Raw genomic sequence first — 20,097 nt, 5'->3', positions numbered from 1 at the left:
CGACCTGAGGGAAGTGGAAGATGGCAGACGAGTTGATCATTGAAGGTGCGGCGGATCCGACCGCAGCCATTTTTCGTCACGGTGCAATGTTCACCCGCCCGGAGTTTCTGGAGACATCGGGCTGGCTGGAGCATGTTCCGTTTGCATTCTGGGTGATCCAGGCGCATCGGCCGCGCTCGCTTGTCGAGCTCGGTTCCCACCGTGGCATCTCGTATTTCGCGTTCTGCCAGGCGGTCAAGGAGATGGGCCTGGACACGCGCTGCCATGCGGTCGACACCTGGGAAGGTGACTCGCAGGCTGGTTACTACGAAAACGATATCCATCGCAGCGTCGTCGAGCGCAACGAACGCAGCTACGCTGCGTTCTCGACCCTGCTGCGGATGACCTTCGACGACGCGCTGGACGAAGTGCCCGATGGCTCGGTCGACCTGCTGCATATCGACGGCCTGCACACCTTCGAGGCGGTCTCGCACGACTTCACTACATGGCTGCCGAAGATGTCCTCGCGCGGCGTGGTGCTGTTCCACGATACCAACGTGCATACCGAAGGTTTCGGTGTCCAGCGTTTCTTCGCGCCGCTGCGCGAGCGCTACCCGAGCTTCGAGTTCCTGCATGGCAATGGCCTTGGCGTCATCGCTGTGGGCGGCGACATTGGCGAGACCATGAGAGCACTGTTCGCCAGTGCTCGCGTGCCGGCCGCCGAGGCCTTGGTCCGTGGTGCGTTCTCACGCCTGGGCGCAGCCTGCACCGATCGCGTTTGTGCCGAGACTGCCGAGGCTGAAGCATCGCGGCTGGGCTCCGAGAAGGAATCGATCTACGCGTGGGCACTGTCGCTGGAGTCAGAGCTGGAAGGGTCCAAGCGTGATTACCACCGCCTGGAAGCTGAGTTCGAAGATCGTACGCGCTGGGCACTGGAGCTGGACAAGGTTGTCCAGGCTACAGGGGGCCACAACGGCGCCGCTGAGTTGCGTGCGCGCAATGATGCGCTGCAGGCGCAGCTGGAACAGGTGCAGGGCGAGAAGGCGGACGTCGAAGCTGACCTGCAACGGCACCAGGCAGCATCGCAGCACGAAGCGGCCGAGCTGCGCCGACTGTTGCAGGCGGCCCATGAGACCGTTGCCAGCCGTTCGGAAGTCAGCCGTGAGCTGCAGCGGCGCTCTGGTCTCGCCTTCCGGCCCGGTACGGAAGGCGCCTCCGAGCTGGAAGTGCAGCGCGTCATCCGCGAATACGACGAGCAGCTGGAGAGCCTGAACGATGCTTTCGCAAAGGTGCTCGCTTCCAAGTCCTGGCGCATAACGCGTCCGATGCGCTTCGCTTCGCGCCTGCTGCGCGGGGATGTGCCCGCCATTATCGCGTCGCTGCGTGCAAGTGGCTTGGCGCGCTACCCGCTGCTGGCACCGCTCGCACGCCCGGTGCGGGGCTGGCTGCTGCGCCATGACAAGGGTCAGGTCGAGCCGCCTGCCGGCCTTGCACTGCCGTCAGTGGTGGAAGACCCGGACGAAGTGCTGAAGACCCTGTCCTTCCCGGAGCATGAATTGCCGGAAGTCAGCATCGTCATTCCCACCTACGGCAACCTGCCGCACACCCTGGCCTGCCTGCGCTCGATCGCTGCGCATCCGCCGGCAGTGAGCTATGAAGTCCTGGTGCTGGAGGATGCCTCTGGCGATCCCGAGATTGAGAAGCTTGTGCCTGTGCCGGGCCTGCGCTTCCATCACAACCCGCAGAACCTCGGCTTCCTGCTGTCCTGCAACCAGGCGCTGGAACTGGCCCGGGGCCGCTACACCTATTTCCTCAACAACGACACCGAAGTACGTCCGGGCTGGATGGACCAGATGCTGGACGTGTTCCAGCGCATGCCCGACTGCGGCATGGTTGGTTCCAAGCTGGTCTACCCCGACGGCCGCCTGCAGGAAGCCGGTGGCATCATCTGGCGGGACGGCTCGGCCTGGAACTACGGCCGCCTGGATAACCCGGCCGACAGCCAGTACAACTACCTGCGGCCGGTGGACTACTGCAGCGGCGCGAGCCTGCTCATTTCCAGCGCGCTGCTGCGTGAGCTGGGCGGCTTCGATCCCGAGTTCGTGCCGGCCTACTGCGAGGACTCGGATCTGGCGTTCCGCGTGCGCAAGGCGGGTTACCAGCTCTACTACTGCCCGACCTCGGAAGTCGTGCATTACGAGGGTATCTCTCATGGCACTGATACCGGCAGCGGCATCAAGGCCTACCAGATTGCCAATCAAAAGAAGCTGCGCGAGCGCTGGCAGGACGAGCTGGCACGGCACGAAGCCAATGGCGAGCACGTGGTGCTGGCGCGCGACCGTGCCTGGCAGAAGGAAACGGTGCTGATCGTCGACCACTACGTGCCGCAGCCTGATCGTGACGCTGGTTCGCGGACCATGATCGCCTTCATCGATGCGCTGCTTGCACGGGGCTGCGTGGTCAAGTTCTGGGCCGACAACCTGTACTTCGATCCGATCTACACCCCGCCACTGCAGGCGCGTGGTGTGGAAGTGATGTATGGCGGCCAGTGGGTGGGCGGCTTCGCGCGCTACCTGCAGGACAACCCGCATGTGCGTACCGTGATGCTGTCGCGCCCGCATATCGCCGAGCATTACATCGATGCCCTGCGCAAGCACCCGGACGTCCGCAGCGTCTACTACGGCCACGACCTGCACTTCCGCCGCATGGACATGGAGGCCAAGCGCAACGGGAGCAGCGATGGCGATGCGCGTTCGATGGAGCTGCTGGAGCGGCGCATCTGGAAAGCCGTCGACCGCGTCCTTTACCCGTCGGCCGAAGAGGCTCAGGACGTGCGCGTGCTGGAGCCATCCGTTGATGCACGCGCGATCCTGCCGTACGCCTTCGACCACTTCAACGATGACGCCGTGCCCGCGCAGCGTGCCGGCATCCTGTTCGTTGCGGGCTTTGCCCACGGCCCCAATGTGGACGCCGCACAGTGGCTGGTCGAGTCGGTGATGCCGCAGGTCTGGGCGCGCCACCCCGGCGTGAAGCTGTCGCTGGTCGGCTCCAACCCGACCGATGCCGTGCGCGCCCTGGCAGGCGAGCATGTCGAGGTGACCGGCTTCGTCAGCGACGAGGAGCTGGCCCAGCGCTACGGCGCCGCGCGCGTGGCCATCGTGCCACTGCGCTTCGGTGCCGGCGTCAAGGGCAAGGTGGTCGAGGCCATGCAGCAGGGCCTGCCGCTGGTCACCACCGGTATTGGTGCGCAAGGCCTGGTCGGCCTGGAGGCGGTGGTCACCGTTGCCGACGAGGCCGATGGCCTTGCCGCTGGACTGTTGTCGTTGCTGGAAGATGACGCACTATGGCTGCAGCGTTCGCGCGCGGCAGCCAGCTACTGCCGCGGCCAGTTCTCGCGCGATGCACTGGGACGTGCCCTGGAAGAGGCATTCGCAATGGAGAAGAAAGCATGATCGTTCGTTCGCGCGCGCCGCTGCGCCTGGGCCTGGCCGGCGGTGGCACCGATGTGTCGCCGTTCTGCGACCAGTTCGGCGGCTTTGTCATGAACGTGACCATCGACAAGTTCGCCTACGCGACCCTCGATGGCTCGCCCGATGGCCTGGTGGAATTCCACGCACAGGATGCGGGCATCTGCGAGCGCGTCGATCCGCTGGCCGTGGAGGCCGGTCCCGGTCCTCTGCAGCTGATGAAGGGCGTCTACCTGCGGGTCTGCAACGACTTCCTGCAGGGCGAGCGTCCGGCCATCCGCATCCGCGCGCACTCCGATGCGCCGCCTGGCTCGGGCCTGGGCTCGTCCTCGACGATGGTCGTCGCCCTGGTCACCGCTTTTGCCGAATACTTCGCATTGCCGTTGGGCGAATACGAGATCGCGCAGTTGGCTTACCGCATCGAGCGCGTCGACCTGCAGCTGTCTGGCGGCAAGCAGGACCAGTATGCGGCGGCATTCGGCGGCTTCAATTTCATGGAGTTCTACGACGCCGACCGGGTGATCGTGAACCCGCTGCGCATCAAGGACTGGATCTGGTCCGAGCTCGAGGCCGGCCTGGTGCTGTACTTCACCGGCGTGTCGCGTGCATCGGCCAAGATCATCGATGAGCAGTCGCGCAATATCAAGGAAGGCAAGGCCAGTTCGCTCGATGCAATGCACCGTTTGAAGGTGGAAGCCAGCCAGATGAAGGAAGCGCTGCTGCGCGGTGATTTCGAGCGGCTGGCGCAGGTGATGCAGTCCGGTTGGGAAGCCAAGAAACTTAGTGCCAGCAGCATCTCCAACCCGATGATCGATGACATCGAAGCGCTGGCGATGCGGCACGGCGCGCGAGCGACCAAAGTGTCTGGCGCCGGTGGTGGCGGCTTCATGATGTTCCTCTGCGATCCGGCACATCGGGTCGACCTGGTGCGCGCGCTTGCGGGCGCTGGCGGCACCGTTTTTGATACACACTTCACCCACCAAGGTGCAACCGCATGGAAAATCGGATGAACGACTTCATCAAGGCTGAATTCGGCAAGACGCTTGAGAACTTCCAGCGCATGTCCGCGGATACCGCGCTGGCCGCGCAGATCGAGCAGGCGGTGTCCCTGTGTGTGAATGCGCTCAAGAACGGTCAGAAGATCCTGTTCGCGGGTAACGGCGGCAGCGCTGCGGATGCGCAGCACTGGGCAGGTGAACTGGTCAGCCGCTTCTACTACGACCGTCCGGGTCTGCCGGCGATCGCGCTGACCACCGATACCTCGATCCTGACTGCCATCGGCAACGACTACGGCTACGACTACACTTTCGCGCGCCAGATCGAAGCACTTGGCCAGGAAGGCGATGTGTTCGTGGCGATTTCGACCTCCGGCCGTTCGAAGAACATCATGCGCGCGCTGGAAGCCTGTGAAGCCAAGGGCGTGCGCGTGATCGGCTTCACCGGTGAGCACGGCGGCGACATGAAGGACCGCTGTGACATCTGTTTCCGCGTGCCGTCCAGCGAGACCCCGCGCATCCAGGAAGGCCATGAGTTCATCGGCCACCTGCTGTGTGCGCTGATCGAAAGCGAGATGTTCCCGCGCTGACATGGCTGCCGACGAGATCTTGATCCTGGCCGGCGGCTTCGGCACCCGCCTGCGCAGTGAGGTGCCCGACCTGCCCAAGCCGCTGGCCCCGGTGGCCGGGCGCCCGTTCCTGGCCTACCTCCTGGACCGCTATGCGGCCGCCGGCATGCGTCGTGCGATCCTGGCAACCGGCTACCTCGGTGATGTGGTGGAGCAGACGGTCGGCGCCCGTTGGGCGGGCATGGACGTGGTCTACTCACGCGAGGAAACCCCGCTTGGCACCGGCGGCGCGATCGCCGCCGCTGCGCGGCTGGCGCAGGGTGAGGGGCTGCACGTCTGCAATGGCGACACCTACCTCGAGTACTCGCCGGCAGCGCTGGAGGCGGCTGCACAAGGTCTGCCGATGTCGATCGCGCTGGCGCGGGTGGACGATGTCTCGCGCTACGGCACGGTGGATGTCGAACGGGGCAGGGTGCGGCGCTTCCATGAGAAGCGTCCGGGTGGTGCCGGCCTGATCAACGCCGGCAGCTATTTCCTCAGCGCGCAGGCGCTGGCCAGCCTGCCAGACGAAGCTGCTTTCTCGTTCGAGAAGCAGGTGCTGGAACCGGCGGTGGCCGCTGGCCGCGTCGGCGCGTTGGTGGAAACCGCTGCGTTCATCGACATTGGCGTGCCGGAGGATTTCCACCGGGCACAGACGCTGTTCGGAGACGTCTGATGGCGCTGCAGCCCAACGTGCCAGGCTTCGTCGCCGGGCCGGTCGCAAGGCGATCCGGCGCGCCGGTGCTTTTCCTCGATCGGGACGGTGTCATCAACGTCAACCATGGCTACGTGCACACTGCAGAGCGTACCGAGTGGGTGCCAGGCATTCTGCCGCTGCTGGGGGAGGCTGCGCGGCTGGGTTACCAAGTGGTGGTGGCGACCAATCAGGCGGGAATTGCGCGTGGCTTGTACAGCATCGATGAATTCACCGCCTATACGCACTGGCAGCACCAGCAGCTGCTGGAGGCCGGTGCACCGCTGCTGGGCACCTGGTTCTGCCCGCACCATCCAACGGCCGGGCTGGGTGAATTCAAGCTCGACTGCCTGTGCCGCAAGCCCGGGCCGGGAATGCTGCTGAAGGCGATAGAGTACTTCTCGCTCGATCCGGCGCAGGCGCTGTTCGTCGGTGACAAGGTCACGGACATGGAGGCCGCTGACGCAGCGCGGATTGGCAGGCGGGTACTGCTGGGCGAAGATGTCGGCGCAGGCGAAGTTCCCGGTGGGACATGCCGGATCGGCACGCTCGATGATGCCGGTGTGCGGAACGCGCTGCTTTTGCCCTGAGAGCGGCAGGCATTGTCCTGCCACCCTTGTATCAGAATGGAGTAGGTAGCAATGGCGGAACAAGGGGCGCTTCCCTCGCGCAACAACACAGGCGGGGGTTTCCCGGAACTACGCGTGGACGCGGTGCTGTGGATGGCCCTGTGCGGCTTGGCAATGGCGGTTGCGTACCATCCTTATTTCTTCGGTGACGAGATGTCGCCCCTGCGCGATGCGTCCGCCGCCGGTTCCTTCGGTCAGGCACTGCAGGTCATCTCGCTGTACAAGCCGCGACTGCTGTTCAATGCCATATGGGCCTATGGTGGCGTCCACGAATGGCCGCGTTGGGCCTTCGGGGCCATCAACGCAGTGGCGATGATGGCAATCGGCGCGCTGGCGGCGCAGTTGGCCCGCCGCTGGTTTGCGGCGACCCGCCTGCAGCTCTGGCTGCTGCTTGGGTGCATCCTGCTGTCGCGGTTCTCTGCGATGGTCTACTTCGATTATGTGTCCGGCATCATCGAGACCCTGAGTTTTGCCTGCTTCCTCGGCGCGGTCTCGCTCTCTGATCGTGCGGTGCGCAGCAACGGCGTGCTGTCCGCACTGGCTGCCGTCGCCCTGGCAACTGCGGCGGTACTGGTGCATGAGCGCTATATCGCCGGTACGTTCGCGCTGGGCTGTGTGATCGCGCTGGCACTGTGGGTGCACAAGGACCTGCGGCGCAACCGTATCGCCTGGCTGCTGGTACCGGGCGTGGCCCTGGTTCCGGGCGCCATCTTCCTGTCACTGGTGGCCCTGATGCACTCGTTGCCGGCGTCCACAGGCACGTCCGGTCAGGAAGTGATGCTCAACGCGGGCACCCTCAAGGTCTTTGCCAGCTATCTGGGCAACGCTTTCCTCGGCCTCAACTTCGGGCGGCCCTGGTTCGTGGGCGCCCTGACTATGGACAGCCGTCGTGGCCTGCTGGTCGCGGTGGTGGCTGCCTGCCTGTTCGCGTTGGCTTGGGGTGCTTTCATCCGTTCGCTGCGCTGCGATCTGCGCGCCGCGCGCGCCGCCTTGGGCCTGCTGATGCTGCTGGGTGCGATGGTGGTGATGGCCAGCCTTCCTGGCGAAGGCCGCCAAGAGGCACGCTGGATGTACCCTGTGGGCACCTTGGTATGCCTGCTGGCGCTTGCTTCGCCCACGGCCTGGGTGCGCCTCGTTCTGCTGCTGCTCACCCTTGGTTTGGGCGCCGTGCACTGGGCCAGTGGTTCGCTGGACCAGACCGCCAATGTCTACGTGTCACGCACCGCGCGCAACCTGAGTGAAGGCATCAACACGATGACCCCGCCTGGCCGCAACGCGCTGTTGTACGGTCTGGGCGAGGATCCATGGGACGTCGGCCACCGGAGTGGCGTACAGACCTTCGCGCAGCGCAATTTCAGGCTGCCGGTGAACATGCAGATCTTCGACCCGGCACGAATCGAAGAGCAGCGGCAATGGGCTGATCTGCTGGTGATCCGTTCGGTGGTGGATACCAACCAGGTCGCCCACTTTGCTTCGGTCAATGGCGAGGTCATGCACATGATCCTGGATCCAGAGCGAATCGACGCGGTGCGTGGCCAGGTCAGCGTCGATGCGCTCTTGGGCGGCGGCAACGAAGGTTGGAAGGACTGGCGCTGGTCGCATCCGGCGGCGCAGGCCGATGCGGTGACGGCCAGCGTCGGCGGTGCAGAACGACGTGAAGGGTTCCGCGAGTGGCCGGCATCGCGGCTGGCTGGCAAAACGGTGGTCTACCGTGCTCGCAGTCCAGGTGGCGATGCGCAGATGCGCCTGCAAGTGAACTGGATGGGGGCAGATGGGCATTTCATCGGTGCCAGCATCCACGTCGTGCATCCGACCGCGGAGTGGCAGGAGTTTCCAATGCTTATGGACGTGCCTGACGGTGCCGAAAGCGGACTGGTCTATGCCAGCGTGCACGATGGTGAGCAGGGTGTGGTGGAGATCGAGCAGATCCGCTTGGAGTCGCATGCGGTCGAGTCGCTGGGTGCAGGGCATGCCTGGGCCGACTGGCGCTGGCAGGGCCAGCCCGAAGTCACCGACGAGGGTGTGGTGTTGAAGGGGGCAGACGAAGTCGCTGGATTCCGTGAGCTCGCCGTCGGCACCGTCGATAACAAGCTGCTGGTGTACCGCGCCCGTACTCTGCAGCCGGGAGCATCGGCAAAGCTGCGCTTGCAGGTGAACTGGATGGACCGGAACGGGCTGTTCCTTGGTGCAAGCATCGACGCCGTGTCGGTCACCAGCGATTCGAAGAACCATGCGATCTTCGTGGTGGCGCCCGCTGCGGCAGCCTCGGCTCTGGTGTACGCCAACCTGCACGACGGCGAGAAGGGCCCAGTCCTGCTGGAATCGGTCGATGTCGTCGGCCTGCCGCGGAAATGAGTGGTTGAACCATGAGCAATGAAGCGCCCCGTTCCAACGGCGTGCCGGCCGCCGGCCCCCCGGGCCCGCTGCAGCGCCTGATCAAGGACCAGCGGGTCCTGTTCCTGCTGGTCGGCGGTGCCAACACCGCCTTCAGCACCGCGCTGTTCGCCGGCCTGGTGCTGCTGCTGGGCCCGGACGTGCCTTCGGTGGCCAGCCTCGGCATCGCCTGGGTGGTCTCGCTGGTACTGGTGTTCTTCGTGTACCGGCGGCTGGTGTTCCGGGTCAGCGGCAACGGCTGGCGCGACTTCCTGCGCTTCACCAGCGTCAACGTCGGCAGCCTGCTGTTGAACATGGGCGCACTGGCCCTGCTGTCCGACGTGCTCGGCCTGCCGGCCATTCCGACCCAGATCGCCATCACCGTGCTGGTGGTGATCTTCAACTATGTCGGCCACAAGTATTTTTCGTTCCGGCGCCGCCCGGAACCCCCTGCTGCGGAGAAGAAGCAATGAACCCACGTGTCTCGGTCGTCGTGCCGGCCTACAGGAACGTCGAGTACCTGGCGCAGACCCTGGATTCGATCCTCGCGCAGGACTACGACGATTTCGAGCTGGTGGTGGCCGACCATTCGTCCAACGACGGCAGCGACGAACTGCTGGCCCGCTACGCGGACCACCCCAAAGTGCGCGTGCTCAGCCCGACGCCCGCTGGCGGCGGTGCCAAGGCCAACTGGGACCGGGTCAGCATGGCGGCCCGCGGCGACCTGCTGAAGCTGGTGTGCGGCGACGATCTGATCGCGCCCAACGCGCTCAGCCGCCAGGTGGCGGCACTGGATGCGCACCCGTCGGCGGTGCTGGTGGCCTGCAAGCGCGACCTGGTGGACGCGCAGGGCAAGGTGATCATCGCCGCGCGTGGCCTTGGCCCGCTTGATGGCCTGGTCAGTGGGCGCGATGCGGTGCGTGCGTCGGTGCTGGCCGGCACCAACCTGTTCGGTGAACCGGGCTGCGTGATGTTCCGCCGCGAACTGCTGGTGCAGGCCGGCGGCTGGGACAACTCCCACCCGTACCTGATCGACCAGGCCAGCTACTCGGCAATCATGCTGCAGGGTGACATGGTGGCCCTGCGCGAGAGCCTGGCCAGTTTCCGCATCAACGCGGGGCAGTGGAGCGTGCGGCTGATGAAGGACCAGGCGCAGCAGGCCATCGATTTCCACAACGCGCTGGCAGCGGCCGATCCTGCCCTGCTGCCGGCGATGACGCTGCGGATGGGCAACCTGAAGGCACGCCTGATGGCGCATGCGCGCCGACTGACCTACCTGTGGCTGGGGCGGCGGATGGGCACGGCCTGAGCAGGCGGCCGCGCCGGTGGGTCAGGGACGATCGTCTTCGTCCCGGCCTGCCACGTTGGTGGTGCGGCCCACGATGTACTGCGGGCGGTTGTTGATGTTCAGCAGCACCCGGCCGACATACTCGCCGATGACGCCCAGCGCCAGCAGCTGCAGGCCGCCCATGAACAGGATGGTGATGATCAGCGATGGCCAGCCCACCGCCATCGCCGGGCTGTGCAGCTTCTGCCACAGCACCACTACCGCCAGCAGGAAGGCCATGCACGAGGCCAGCACGCCGGCCAGCGAGACGAAGCGCAGCGGCACGATCGAGAAGCTGGTGGCCATCTGCAGCCACAGCGAGATGGACTTGCCCAGGCTGTAGCCGGACTGCCCATCACTGCGTGCATGGTGCTGGCCGATGAGCGTGGTGATGCGCTTGGGGCTGGTGCTCTGCACCAGCAGGCCGTCCAGGTACACGAAGGGACCCTGGTAGCGGCGGGCCTCCTCGCCCAGTTCGCGCACGAAGCCGCGGAACGGCGACAGGTACAGGCCCTTGGGCTTGTTCAGCAGGCGCGCGGCGACCATGTCGTTGAAGCGGCTGCCGGCGCGCTTCCACAGCGCATGCTTGCGGCCTTCGAACTGCACGTAGCAGAGGTCCGCACCGTCGTGCAGCGCCTGCAGGATGCGCGGCACATCGGCCGGATCGTGCTGCAGGTCGTCGTCCATGGTGACGATGTAGCGCCCGCGCGCGAAGCCCAGGCCGGCCATGATCGCGTTGTGCTGGCCGGCGTTGCGGCGCAGGTCGACACCGCGCAGCCACGGGTGGTTCTGCGCCTGCGCACGGATCACCGACCATGCATCGTCGGGACCGGCATCGTGGACCAGGATCACCTCGAAGCCATCCTCGCCCAATGCCGGCACCAGGACTTCACCGAGGCGGCGGACCAGGTTCGGCAGGATGGTGGCGCTGCCGTAGACGGGAATGACGACGGAAAGTTCAGGCTTCATGGCGGGTGCCGTAGTACTTCTGGATGACGCGGAACGGGTAGTCTGGACCAAAATCGATGCCGATGTCGCGAGCAACCTGCTCGGACAGCCGGCTGTCGATCGACATGCCTTCGCCGCGGTCGACCAGCACCCGCTGCGCACGCCGGTCCAGGACCTGCTCGAACAGGTCGACGATATGCGGCATCGGCAGCGACCAGGGCGTGGCAATGGCCACCACCGCCGGCGGGGTGCCGTGATCAAGCAGGTGGCTGGCGATGGCGGCCACGTCATCGATGTCGATGAGGTTGCGCTCGGCGCCGGTCCATAGCGTCAACTGCCGCTCCTGCAGGATGCAGTCCCGCAGGAAGTTGGTGAGGGTGTTGGGGTTGCGGGTGTGGCCCACGACCTGCGGCAGACGCAGCACCGTGCCGCGGCCGGTGGCGACCACCAGCGCTTCCATCGCACGCTTATGCTGGAAGTAGGCCGAGTGCTCCTGCGAATTGACTACGTTGCAGCTGCCGAAATACACCACGCGGCGGTAGTCGCCCTGCAGCTGTTCCTGCAGCAGCGCACGCTCGCGCGCGAAGGCGTCCGCTCCGGTCTCGTTGGAGTTGGACACGCCGGACGCGAAGATCAGTGTGTCAGGGTCTGCCGCGTATCGAGGGGCGAAGGCGCGCGCAACCAGGCCGGAACCGACAATCATCGGCCGTGATGGGCCAGCACGCTGGCAAGTTGAGGGGTGTCCGTGTGCATCACGCTTCCAAGAAAACCCGGTTCATGGGAACCGCAGGCGAAAGAGCATACGCGAAGCCGCATGACGCCATTGGTATAAACGTCCCGGACGGCGTGGCCGTCCGGGACGCAGGGCGGTGATCAGCCCAGTGCTGCTTCCAGCTCCGGCAGGATCGCAAATAGATCCCCCACCAGACCGATATCGGCAATCTCAAAGATCGGCGAATCCGGATCCTTGTTGATCGCCACGATCGTACCGGCGTCCTTGATGCCGGTCAGATGCTGGATCGCACCGCTGATGCCCACCGCCACATACAGCTCCGGGGCGATGATCTTGCCGGTCTGGCCCACCTGCAGGTCGCTGGGCACGTAGCCGGCATCGACCGCGGCGCGCGAGGCACCGACGGCGGCGCCGAGCTTGTCGGCCAGCTGGAAGATGACCTTGAAGTTCTCTTCCGAACCGACGCCGCGGCCACCGGAGACCACGCGCTTGGCGCTCTGCAGGTCCGGGCGGTCGCTGGCACCGGCGGCCAGGCCGATGAAGCGGGTGTGGCTCGGCAGGGCAGCATCGACGCTGGCCGCTTCAATGGCGGCACTGCCGCCCTGGGCGGCTTCCGGCCACGACGCGGCGCGTACGGTGGCGACCACGATCTGGTCGGCGGGGGCTTCCACGGTGATGATCGCGTTGCCGGCGTAGATCGGGCGCTTGAAGGTGTGGCTGCCTTCGACGGTCATCAGGTCGGAGACCTGGTTGACGCCCAGCAGGGCGGCCACGCAGGGCATCAGGTCCTTGCCGAAGGTGGTCGACGGGCCGAACACGTGGGTGTAGCCCTTGGCCAGCTGCGCGATCTGCGGCGCCAGCACCTGGGCGATGGCCTGCGCGTTGGCAGCGTTGGCCACGGTCAGAACCTTGGCGACGCCAGCGATCTTCGCGGCCTCAGCGGCAACGGCGGCCGGGTCGGCGGCCAGCACCAGCACGTCGATGCTGGCACCGCTGATGGCGGCTGCAGCGCTGACGGTCTTGGCGGTGGCGGCGTTGAGCTTGCCGTCGTGGTGTTCGGCGATGACGAGAATCCTGCTCATTACAGCAACCCCTTCTGCTTGAGTGCGGCCACCAGTTCGGCCGCGTCCTTGACCATCACACCCTTGCTGCGCTTGGACGGCGCGGCGTACTGGGTGGTCTTGAAGGTGTCGGCGGCTTCAACGCCGAGGTCGGCCAGCTGCAGGGTCTCCAGCGGCTTGGCCTTGGCCTTCATGATGTCCGGCAGCTTGATGAAGCGCGGCTCGTTCAGGCGCAGGTCGGTGGTGACCACCGCCGGCAGGTCCACTTCCAGCGTTTCCAGGCCGGCGTCGACTTCGCGGGTCACCGTGGCCTTGCCATCAGCAATCTCCAGCTTGCTGGCGAAGGTCGCCTGCGGGCGGCCCCACAGCGTGGCCAGCATCTGGCCGGTCTGGTTGGCGTCGTCGTCGATGGCCTGCTTGCCCAGGATCACCAGGTCCGGCTGTTCCTTCTCGATCAGCTTGAGCAGGGTGCGTGCGGCTGTCAGCGGCTGGATGGCCTGGTCGGTAACGACGTGAATGGCGCGATTGGCGCCCATGGCCAGGCCGTTGCGCAGGTGCGCCTGGGCATCGGTCGGGGCGATGGTGGCGACCACCACTTCGCTGGCAATGCCCTTGTCGCGCAGGCGCAGGGCTTCTTCCAGGGCGATTTCATCGAAGGGATTGGGGGACAGCTTGACGCCGTCGGTGACCACGCCGGAACCGTCCGGCTTGACCTGAATGCGGACGTTGTAGTCCACCACGCGCTTGTACGCGACGAGGATTTTCATCTGGTACGGGGTCCTTCAGTAACGGGGAGAACGTCCGGTCCTGCAGCAGCAACCGGTTCGGGGGTGGGATCCCGATTCTAGCTGGCTTGGGACGACCATGCGAACGCGTATGGTCATGTTGCGATGCGGCATGGCTCGCGTGAGTATCGTGCGTCGTTCACGTCACGCAGGCAGTCGTGAAGACGAACCACATGTATCCTGTGCCGCTGTGTCGGGCGCTTCATAGCGCCCCTTGGATGAATTTCGATCAGGAGAACAGGTAGTGCCCACATGGCTTGTCACCGGCGGCGCCGGATTCATTGGCGGTAACTTCGTTCTCGAGGCCGTCGCGCGCGGCGTCAAAGTCATCAACCTCGATGCGCTGACCTACGCCGGCAATCTGAAGACCCTGTCCAGCCTGGACGGCAACCCGAATCACGTGTTCGTGCAGGGCGACATCGGCGATCAGGCGCTGGTCACCCGCCTGCTGGCCGAGCACCGGCCGGACGCCGTGCTCAACTTTGCTGCCGAGAGCCACGTGGATCGCTCCATCGACGGTCCGGGCGCCTTCATCCAGACCAACGTGGTGGGCACCCTTGGCCTGCTGGAGGCGGTCCGTGACTACTGGAAGGCGCTGCCGGCCGAACAGGGCGCGGCCTTCCGCTTCCTGCACGTATCCACTGACGAGGTGTACGGCACCCTGGGTGAGACCGGCAAGTTCAGCGAAATCACGCCGTATGCTCCGAATTCCCCGTACTCGGCGTCGAAGGCCGCCTCGGACCACCTGGTCCGTGCGTTCCACCACACCTACGGGTTGCCGGTACTGACCACCAACTGCTCCAACAACTATGGCCCGTACCACTTCCCGGAGAAGCTGATCCCGCTGGTGATCGCCAAGGCGCTGGCCGGGGAGCCGCTGCCGGTGTACGGCGACGGCAAGCAGGTGCGCGACTGGCTGTTCGTGTCCGATCACTGCGAGGCGATCCGCACCGTGCTGGCCAAGGGCCAGGTTGGCGAGACCTACAACGTCGGTGGCAATTCGGAAAAACAGAACATCGAAGTGGTGCAGGCCATCTGCGCACTGCTGGACCAGCGCCGCCCGCGCGCGGATGGCCAGCCGCGCAGCAGCCAGATCACCTACGTCACCGACCGCCCCGGGCATGACCGCCGTTACGCGATCGATGCGTCCAAGCTGAAGAACGACCTGGGCTGGGAACCGGCCTACACCTTCGAGCAGGGCATCACCTTTACCGTTGACTGGTACCTGGACAACCAGGAATGGGTCAACGGCGTGCTCGACGGCAGCTACCGTCTGCAGCGCATCGGCACCGCGGCCTGAACCCAGGAGACACCATGACCCAGCGCAAGGGCATCATCCTCGCCGGTGGCTCCGGCACCCGGCTGTATCCGATCACCAAGGGCGTCAGCAAACAGCTGTTGCCGGTGTATGACAAGCCAATGATCTACTACCCGCTCAGCGTGCTGATGCTGGCGGGCATCCGTGAAGTGCTCATCATCAATACCCCGCACGAACAGGCGTTGTTCCAGCAGTTGCTGGGCGATGGCTCGCAGTGGGGCATGGACATCCAGTACGCGGCGCAGCCCAGCCCCGATGGGCTGGCCCAGGCGTATCTGATCGGCCGCGACTTCGTGGCCGGCAAGCCGAGCTGCCTGGTGCTGGGTGACAACATCTTCCACGGCCACGGCCTGCGCGACGTGCTCAAGCGCGCCGATGAGCGCACCGACGGTGCCACCGTGTTCGGCTACTGGGTGAACGATCCGGAGCGCTATGGCGTCGCCGAGTTCGACAAGAGCGGCAAGGTCATCGACCTGGTGGAGAAGCCGGAAAACCCGCGTTCGAACTATGCGGTGACTGGCCTGTACTTCTATGACGGCAAGGCCAGCGATTACGCGTCCGAGCTGAAGCCGTCGCCGCGCGGCGAGCTGGAGATCACCGATCTCAACAAGCGCTATCTGGGCGAGAGCAACCTGCACCTGGAAGCGCTCGGCCGTGGCTATGCCTGGCTCGATACCGGCACCCACCAGTCGCTGCTGGAAGCCTCCAACTTCATCGAGACCATCCAGACCCGGCAGGGCCTGCAGGTCTGCTGCCCGGAAGAAATCGCGTTTGGCCAGGGCTGGATCACCGCCGAACAGCTGGAGGCACTCGCCGCGCCGCTGATCAAGAATGGCTACGGCCAGTACCTGCACAAGCTCGCCCTGCGTGGAGTTGTTCCGTGAAAGTGATTGAAACCAAGTTGCCTGGCTGCGTGGTGATCGAGCCGGCGGTGTTTGGCGATGCCCGCGGCTATTTCTTCGAGACCTGGAATGCCGAGCGCTTTGCCGCGCTGGGCCTGCCGGATCGCTTCGTGCAGAGCAACGTGTCGACGTCAGCGCAGGGTGTGCTGCGTGGCCTGCATTACCAGTGGCCGCGCCCGCAGGGCAAGCTGGTCAGCGTGCTGGAAGGCGAGGTCTATGACGTGGCCGTCGACATCCGTCGCGGCTCGCCGACCTTCGGCCAGTGGGAAGCGGTGGTGCTGAGCGCGGAGAACAAGAAGCAGTTCTGGATTCCGGAAGGCTTCGCCCACGGTTTCGCCGTCCTGTCCGAGCGAGCGGTGTTCAGCTATCTGTGCACCGAGGTCTACCTGAAGGACTTCGATGCCGGCGTGCGCTGGAACGATGCGGATATCGCCGTGGACTGGCCAGTCAGTGCACCGACGTTGTCGGCCAAGGACGAGAACGCGCCGTTCCTGAAGGACATCGCCGAAGACCGCCTGCCGGTCTACGTGCCATGACCGTTCTGGTCTTCGGTGGCAACGGCCAGGTCGGCCAGGAGCTGCTGCGCGCGCTGGCGCCGCTGGGCAAGGTGGTCGCGACCACCCGCAGCGGCACTCTGCCGGATGGCAGCGCCTGCGAAACCGCCGATTTCGGCCAACCTGAAAGCCTTCCGGCCCTGCTGGACCGTCTTCAGCCGTCGGTGGTGGTGAATGCTGCGGCCTATACCGCCGTTGATCGTGCCGAGCAGGATGTGGAAGCTGCGTTTGCGGCCAACGCGCAGGCGCCTGGCATGATCGCGCGTTGGTGTGCGGCCCATGGCGTGCCGTTCGTGCATTACTCCACCGACTACGTGTTCGATGGCCAGGGCACCGCGCCGTACCGCGAGGACGAGCCGACCGCGCCGCTGGGTGTGTATGGCACCAGCAAGCGCGATGGTGAGGATGCGGTACGCGCGGCCGGCGGTCGCCACCTGATCTTCCGCACGGCCTGGGTGTATGCCTCGCATGGGGCAAATTTCCTGCGCACCATGTTGCGCGTCGGCGCCGAGCGCGACCAGCTGCGTGTGGTGGCCGACCAGGTCGGTACGCCGACGCCGGCCGCGCTGATCGCTGATGTTACTGCGCAGGCGCTGCGGCATCCGGGCCAACTGTCCGGTACCTGGCACCTGACCGCCAGCGGCCAGACCAGCTGGCATGGGTTCGCCGAAGCGATCTTCGCCGAAGCGTTGGCCACCGGCGTGTTGGCGAAGGTGCCGGCGGTCGAGGCGATTCCCAGTTCCGAGTATCCGACCCCGGCCAAGCGCCCGGCCTGGTCGGTGCTGGACAACCGCAAGCTGCAGCAGGATTTCGGCATCGTACTGCCGAGTTGGCAGGATGGCCTGAAGCGGGTGATGGCGGAGATTGCCTGACCCGGCAGGCGGCGTGCCGACCAACGGTCGGCACCCACCCCGACCAACGGTCGGTCGCCTCCAGCGGGCGCCGGGTCAGCTGCGCCCGTAGGTATCCTCGAAGCGCACGATGTCGTCCTCGCCAAGGTAGCTGCCGGACTGCACTTCGATCAGTTCCAGCGGCAGCTTGCCCGGGTTGCGCAGGCGATGGGTCACGCCCAGCGGGATGTACGTGCTCTGGTTTTCGCTGAGCAGGATCACTTCGTCGCCGCGGGTCACTTCCGCGGTGCCGCTGACCACGATCCAGTGCTCGGCGCGGTGATGATGCATCTGCAGGCTGAGTGTGCCGCCGGGCTTGACCGTGATGCGCTTGACCTGGAAGCGTGCACCATTGTCGATTGAATCGTACGCGCCCCACGGGCGGTAGACCTTGCGATGCCACGTGGCCTCGCTGCGGCCTTCGGACTTCAGCTGACCGACAACGGTCTTGACCTCCTGCATGCGGTCGGCCCTGCCGACCAGCACCGCGTCGTCGGTCTCGACGACAATCACGTCATCCAGGCCGACCAGTGCCACCAGGCGCCGTGCATAGGCATAGGTGTTGCGGCAGTCGATGGCGATCACATCGCCCTGATGGGCGTTGCCATCGCCGTCCTGCTGCGAGACATCGCGCAGGGCTGTCCACGAGCCGACATCGTTCCAGCCGGCGTCCAACGGAATCACCACGGCGTCGGCGGTTTTTTCCATCACGGCATAGTCGATGGAATCAGAGGGAACGGCGGCGAAGGCGTCCTTGTCCAGGCGGGTGAAATCCGAATCGCGGCGGGCCTGCTGCCAGGCCTGGCGGCTGCCGGCCAGCATGCCGGGCTGGAAGCGCTCCAGTTCCTGCAGGTAGCGCGAGGCCTTGAACAGGAACATGCCGCTGTTCCAGTAATACTGGCCGCTGCTGACGTAACCGCTGGCGGTCTCGAGGTCGGGCTTTTCGACAAAGCGCTCGACCGCACGCAGACCCTGCCCATCGGCGGCCTTGATATAGCCGTAGCCGGTTTCCGGACCGGTCGGCACGATGCCGAAGGTCACCAGCTTGCCGGCCTCGGCAGCGCCCGCTGCAGCCTGCACGACTGCGCGGAACGCGGCTTCATCGGTGATCACATGGTCCGAGGGCAGCACCAGCAGCAGCGCATCGGCGCCGTCGCGGGTGGCTTCCAGGGCTGCGACCGCGATTGCCGGCGCCGTGTTGCGGCCAACCGGTTCCAGGATGATGGCCGCCGGCTCGGCGCCGACCTGCTGCAGCTGCTCGGCAGCGACAAAGCGGTGCTCCTCGTTGGCGATCACCAGCGGGCCATGCGCGGCGATCGGCGCCACCCGTTTCCAAGTGGCCTGCAGCATCGTCAGTTCGCCCGCCAACGGCAGGAACTGCTTCGGGTACGCCTCGCGCGACAGCGGCCACAGGCGGGTCCCGGAGCCACCGGACAGAATGACGGGCTGGATGATGCTCATGGTCGTCCTTGATTACTGCTGGATTAGGCGGGAAATTTCGTCGGTACGCGCCTGCATCAGCGCGGCGTCACCACGGGCTTCGACATTCAGGCGCAGCAGCGGTTCGGTGTTGGAGCTGCGCAGGTTGAAGCGCCAGCCGCCGAAGTCGGCACTGATGCCGTCGGTGTGATCCAGTACCGGTGATTGCGCCGCGAAGTGCTCCATCACGCGGGCCACGGCAGCCTTGGCATCGGCCACCTTGAAGTTGATCTCGCCACTGCACGGATAGGCCGCCATGCGGTCTTCGACCCACTCGGCCAGTGAGCGGCCGCTCTCGGAGATCAGCTGCGCGATCAGCAGCCACGGGATCATGCCGGAGTCGGCATAGGCGAACTCGCGGAAATAGTGGTGGGCGCTCATCTCGCCACCGTACACGGCGTCTTCGGCGCGCATCTTTTCCTTGATGAAGGCATGGCCGCTCTTGCACTGCACCGGCACACCGCCCGCCTGTTCGACCATATCCACGGTGTTCCAGACCAGGCGCGGGTCATGCACGACCTTGCCGCCGGGATTGCGTGCCAGGATCGCCTTGGCCAGCAGACCGACCAGGTAGTAGCCCTCGATGAAGCGGCCGGTGTGGTCGAAGAAGAAGCAGCGGTCGAAGTCACCGTCCCAGGCAATGCCGAAATCGGCACCGTGTTCACGCACCGCATCGGCGGTGGCGGCGCGGTTCTCCGGCAGCAGCGGATTGGGAATGCCGTTGGGGAAGCTGCCGTCCGGTTCGTGGCAGATGCGGATGAACTCGAACGGCAGGGGGGGGGCCAGCAGGTCGACGATCGCGCCCGCGCCGCCGTTACCGGCATTCACCACCAGCTTCAGCGGCTTGAGCCTGCTGGCATCGACATAGCTGAGCAGGTGCTGGATGTAGGCGCTCTTGTCGTGCTGGGCAACCTGCCCGGCACGCGGCGGCTGGGCCTCGGACGTATCGGCGGAAACCGCGTCGGAGATTGCGAACAGGCCGGTATCGGAGCTGATCGGCCGGGCATTCTCCTTGACCAGCTTCATGCCGTTGTAATCCATCGGGTTGTGGCTGGGGGTGACCATCACGCCGCCTGCCGCGCCCAGATGGTCGGTCTGGAAATAGACTTCTTCCGTGCCGCACAGGCCGATGTCGATCACCTCGCGCCCGGTACCACGCAGGCCGGTGGCCAGTGCATCCTGCAGCGCCGGGCTGGTCAGGCGCACATCGTGGCCGAGGACCACTGGACCGGGAGCGAGCTGCGCGGCCAAGGCGACGCCGATGCGGCGGGCCAGGTCTTCGTTCAGTTCTTCCGGCACACGGCCGCGGATATCGTAGGCCTTGAAGGCGGGCAGGGGCATCGATCAGTTCCTTT

Annotated in this window: 18 protein-coding genes; 12 read left to right on the top strand and 6 right to left on the bottom strand. The window is 65.6% G+C overall.

Features of this window, described 5'->3' with window-relative positions:
* Window positions 1–20 precede the first annotated feature (20 nt).
* The 8 genes from BN1263_RS10590 to BN1263_RS10555 are packed head-to-tail and all read left to right on the top strand — an operon-like array spanning window position 21 to window position 10,054.
* Window positions 21–3,431, top strand: coding sequence for a class I SAM-dependent methyltransferase (locus BN1263_RS10590; protein WP_058981061.1), 3,411 nt, complete (start codon window positions 21–23; stop codon window positions 3,429–3,431).
* On the top strand, window positions 3,428–4,456 hold the full coding sequence (locus BN1263_RS10585; protein ID WP_058981059.1) for a GHMP family kinase ATP-binding protein: 1,029 nt from the start codon (window positions 3,428–3,430) through the stop codon (window positions 4,454–4,456). The genes BN1263_RS10590 and BN1263_RS10585 overlap by 4 nt, the downstream gene beginning before the upstream one ends.
* Window positions 4,453–5,031: a D-sedoheptulose-7-phosphate isomerase gene (locus BN1263_RS10580; protein WP_058981057.1), complete on the top strand. Its 579-nt coding sequence runs from the start codon at window positions 4,453–4,455 to the stop codon at window positions 5,029–5,031. Before BN1263_RS10585 ends, BN1263_RS10580 begins: the two co-directional genes overlap by 4 nt.
* Before the next feature lies 1 nt (window position 5,032).
* Window positions 5,033–5,725, top strand: a complete 693-nt coding sequence (locus BN1263_RS10575) for a sugar phosphate nucleotidyltransferase (protein WP_058981055.1) — start codon at window positions 5,033–5,035, stop codon at window positions 5,723–5,725.
* Complete coding sequence (locus BN1263_RS10570; protein ID WP_080398805.1) at window positions 5,725–6,333, top strand: D-glycero-alpha-D-manno-heptose-1,7-bisphosphate 7-phosphatase; 609 nt, start codon at window positions 5,725–5,727, stop codon at window positions 6,331–6,333. Before BN1263_RS10575 ends, BN1263_RS10570 begins: the two co-directional genes overlap by 1 nt.
* A 51-nt stretch (window positions 6,334–6,384) precedes the next feature.
* A complete protein-coding gene (locus BN1263_RS10565) occupies window positions 6,385–8,727 on the top strand; it encodes a hypothetical protein (protein ID WP_144435341.1) in 2,343 nt (780 codons plus the stop codon).
* Between the two features lie 11 nt (window positions 8,728–8,738).
* Window positions 8,739–9,218 (top strand): GtrA family protein, encoded by a 480-nt coding sequence (locus BN1263_RS10560; protein ID WP_058981051.1) that lies wholly within the window; start codon window positions 8,739–8,741, stop codon window positions 9,216–9,218.
* A complete protein-coding gene (locus BN1263_RS10555; protein ID WP_058981049.1) occupies window positions 9,215–10,054 on the top strand; it encodes a glycosyltransferase family 2 protein in 840 nt (279 codons plus the stop codon). Before BN1263_RS10560 ends, BN1263_RS10555 begins: the two co-directional genes overlap by 4 nt.
* A gap of 21 nt (window positions 10,055–10,075) precedes the next feature.
* Here BN1263_RS10555 and BN1263_RS10550 read toward each other — a convergent pair whose 3' ends face one another.
* The 4 genes from BN1263_RS10550 to BN1263_RS10535 form a co-directional block, all read right to left on the bottom strand.
* Window positions 10,076–11,041, bottom strand: a complete 966-nt coding sequence (locus BN1263_RS10550) for a glycosyltransferase family 2 protein (protein ID WP_058981047.1) — start codon at window positions 11,039–11,041, stop codon at window positions 10,076–10,078.
* Window positions 11,031–11,723 carry an NAD-dependent epimerase/dehydratase family protein gene (locus BN1263_RS10545; RefSeq protein ID WP_058981045.1) on the bottom strand — a complete coding sequence of 231 codons (693 nt, stop codon included), beginning with the start codon at window positions 11,721–11,723 and terminating at the stop codon, window positions 11,031–11,033. The genes BN1263_RS10550 and BN1263_RS10545 overlap by 11 nt, the downstream gene beginning before the upstream one ends.
* 170 nt (window positions 11,724–11,893) lie before the next feature.
* Window positions 11,894–12,835 (bottom strand): electron transfer flavoprotein subunit alpha/FixB family protein, encoded by a 942-nt coding sequence (locus tag BN1263_RS10540; RefSeq protein ID WP_058981043.1) that lies wholly within the window; start codon window positions 12,833–12,835, stop codon window positions 11,894–11,896.
* Window positions 12,835–13,581, bottom strand: a complete 747-nt coding sequence (locus tag BN1263_RS10535) for an electron transfer flavoprotein subunit beta/FixA family protein (protein WP_058981041.1) — start codon at window positions 13,579–13,581, stop codon at window positions 12,835–12,837. The genes BN1263_RS10540 and BN1263_RS10535 overlap by 1 nt, the downstream gene beginning before the upstream one ends.
* 262 nt (window positions 13,582–13,843) lie before the next feature.
* On the opposite strand from BN1263_RS10535, the gene rfbB reads away from it, so the two are divergent.
* Genes rfbB through rfbD form a run of 4 tightly spaced genes read left to right on the top strand, consistent with a single transcriptional unit; the run spans window position 13,844 to window position 17,245 of the window.
* Window positions 13,844–14,899: a dTDP-glucose 4,6-dehydratase gene (rfbB, locus tag BN1263_RS10530; protein ID WP_058981039.1), complete on the top strand. Its 1,056-nt coding sequence runs from the start codon at window positions 13,844–13,846 to the stop codon at window positions 14,897–14,899.
* A 14-nt stretch (window positions 14,900–14,913) separates the two neighbouring features.
* On the top strand, window positions 14,914–15,801 hold the full coding sequence (gene rfbA / locus BN1263_RS10525; protein WP_058981036.1) for a glucose-1-phosphate thymidylyltransferase RfbA: 888 nt from the start codon (window positions 14,914–14,916) through the stop codon (window positions 15,799–15,801).
* Entirely contained in the window at window positions 15,798–16,355 is a 558-nt protein-coding gene (gene rfbC, locus BN1263_RS10520) for a dTDP-4-dehydrorhamnose 3,5-epimerase (protein WP_004141806.1), read from the top strand. Before rfbA ends, rfbC begins: the two co-directional genes overlap by 4 nt.
* Complete coding sequence (gene rfbD, locus BN1263_RS10515; protein ID WP_058981034.1) at window positions 16,352–17,245, top strand: dTDP-4-dehydrorhamnose reductase; 894 nt, start codon at window positions 16,352–16,354, stop codon at window positions 17,243–17,245. Before rfbC ends, rfbD begins: the two co-directional genes overlap by 4 nt.
* A gap of 75 nt (window positions 17,246–17,320) precedes the next feature.
* Here the strand turns inward: rfbD and BN1263_RS10510 are convergent, their stop codons facing one another.
* The gene (locus BN1263_RS10510; protein ID WP_058981032.1) at window positions 17,321–18,724 is read right to left on the bottom strand and encodes a mannose-1-phosphate guanylyltransferase/mannose-6-phosphate isomerase; all 1,404 of its coding nucleotides are present in this window, start codon (window positions 18,722–18,724) and stop codon (window positions 17,321–17,323) included.
* A gap of 12 nt (window positions 18,725–18,736) precedes the next feature.
* On the bottom strand, window positions 18,737–20,083 hold the full coding sequence (locus BN1263_RS10505) for a phosphohexomutase domain-containing protein (RefSeq protein ID WP_058981030.1): 1,347 nt from the start codon (window positions 20,081–20,083) through the stop codon (window positions 18,737–18,739).
* Window positions 20,084–20,097: the final 14 nt, after the last annotated feature.

This window comes from Stenotrophomonas thermophila, assembly GCF_001499715.1.
In the GTDB taxonomy this organism is placed as follows: domain Bacteria; phylum Pseudomonadota; class Gammaproteobacteria; order Xanthomonadales; family Xanthomonadaceae; genus Stenotrophomonas; species Stenotrophomonas hibiscicola.
The sequence above is the reverse complement of the archived record's forward strand: the minus strand, read 5'-3'. Positions and strand labels throughout refer to the sequence as shown.

Coding starts and splice junctions, on each gene's coding strand:
- BN1263_RS10535 (WP_058981041.1), bottom strand. CDS start 13,581: ATGAAAATCCTCGTCGCGTACAAGCGCGTGGTGGACTACAACGTCCGC.
- BN1263_RS10545 (WP_058981045.1), bottom strand. CDS start 11,723: ATGATTGTCGGTTCCGGCCTGGTTGCGCGCGCCTTCGCCCCTCGATAC.
- BN1263_RS10505 (WP_058981030.1), bottom strand. CDS start 20,083: ATGCCCCTGCCCGCCTTCAAGGCCTACGATATCCGCGGCCGTGTGCCG.
- BN1263_RS10540 (WP_058981043.1), bottom strand. CDS start 12,835: ATGAGCAGGATTCTCGTCATCGCCGAACACCACGACGGCAAGCTCAAC.
- BN1263_RS10575 (WP_058981055.1), top strand. CDS start 5,033: ATGGCTGCCGACGAGATCTTGATCCTGGCCGGCGGCTTCGGCACCCGC.
- BN1263_RS10555 (WP_058981049.1), top strand. CDS start 9,215: ATGAACCCACGTGTCTCGGTCGTCGTGCCGGCCTACAGGAACGTCGAG.
- BN1263_RS10565 (WP_144435341.1), top strand. CDS start 6,385: ATGGCGGAACAAGGGGCGCTTCCCTCGCGCAACAACACAGGCGGGGGT.
- rfbA (WP_058981036.1), top strand. CDS start 14,914: ATGACCCAGCGCAAGGGCATCATCCTCGCCGGTGGCTCCGGCACCCGG.
- BN1263_RS10590 (WP_058981061.1), top strand. CDS start 21: ATGGCAGACGAGTTGATCATTGAAGGTGCGGCGGATCCGACCGCAGCC.
- BN1263_RS10570 (WP_080398805.1), top strand. CDS start 5,725: ATGGCGCTGCAGCCCAACGTGCCAGGCTTCGTCGCCGGGCCGGTCGCA.
- BN1263_RS10580 (WP_058981057.1), top strand. CDS start 4,453: ATGAACGACTTCATCAAGGCTGAATTCGGCAAGACGCTTGAGAACTTC.
- BN1263_RS10550 (WP_058981047.1), bottom strand. CDS start 11,041: ATGAAGCCTGAACTTTCCGTCGTCATTCCCGTCTACGGCAGCGCCACC.
- BN1263_RS10585 (WP_058981059.1), top strand. CDS start 3,428: ATGATCGTTCGTTCGCGCGCGCCGCTGCGCCTGGGCCTGGCCGGCGGT.
- rfbD (WP_058981034.1), top strand. CDS start 16,352: ATGACCGTTCTGGTCTTCGGTGGCAACGGCCAGGTCGGCCAGGAGCTG.
- BN1263_RS10560 (WP_058981051.1), top strand. CDS start 8,739: ATGAGCAATGAAGCGCCCCGTTCCAACGGCGTGCCGGCCGCCGGCCCC.
- BN1263_RS10510 (WP_058981032.1), bottom strand. CDS start 18,724: ATGAGCATCATCCAGCCCGTCATTCTGTCCGGTGGCTCCGGGACCCGC.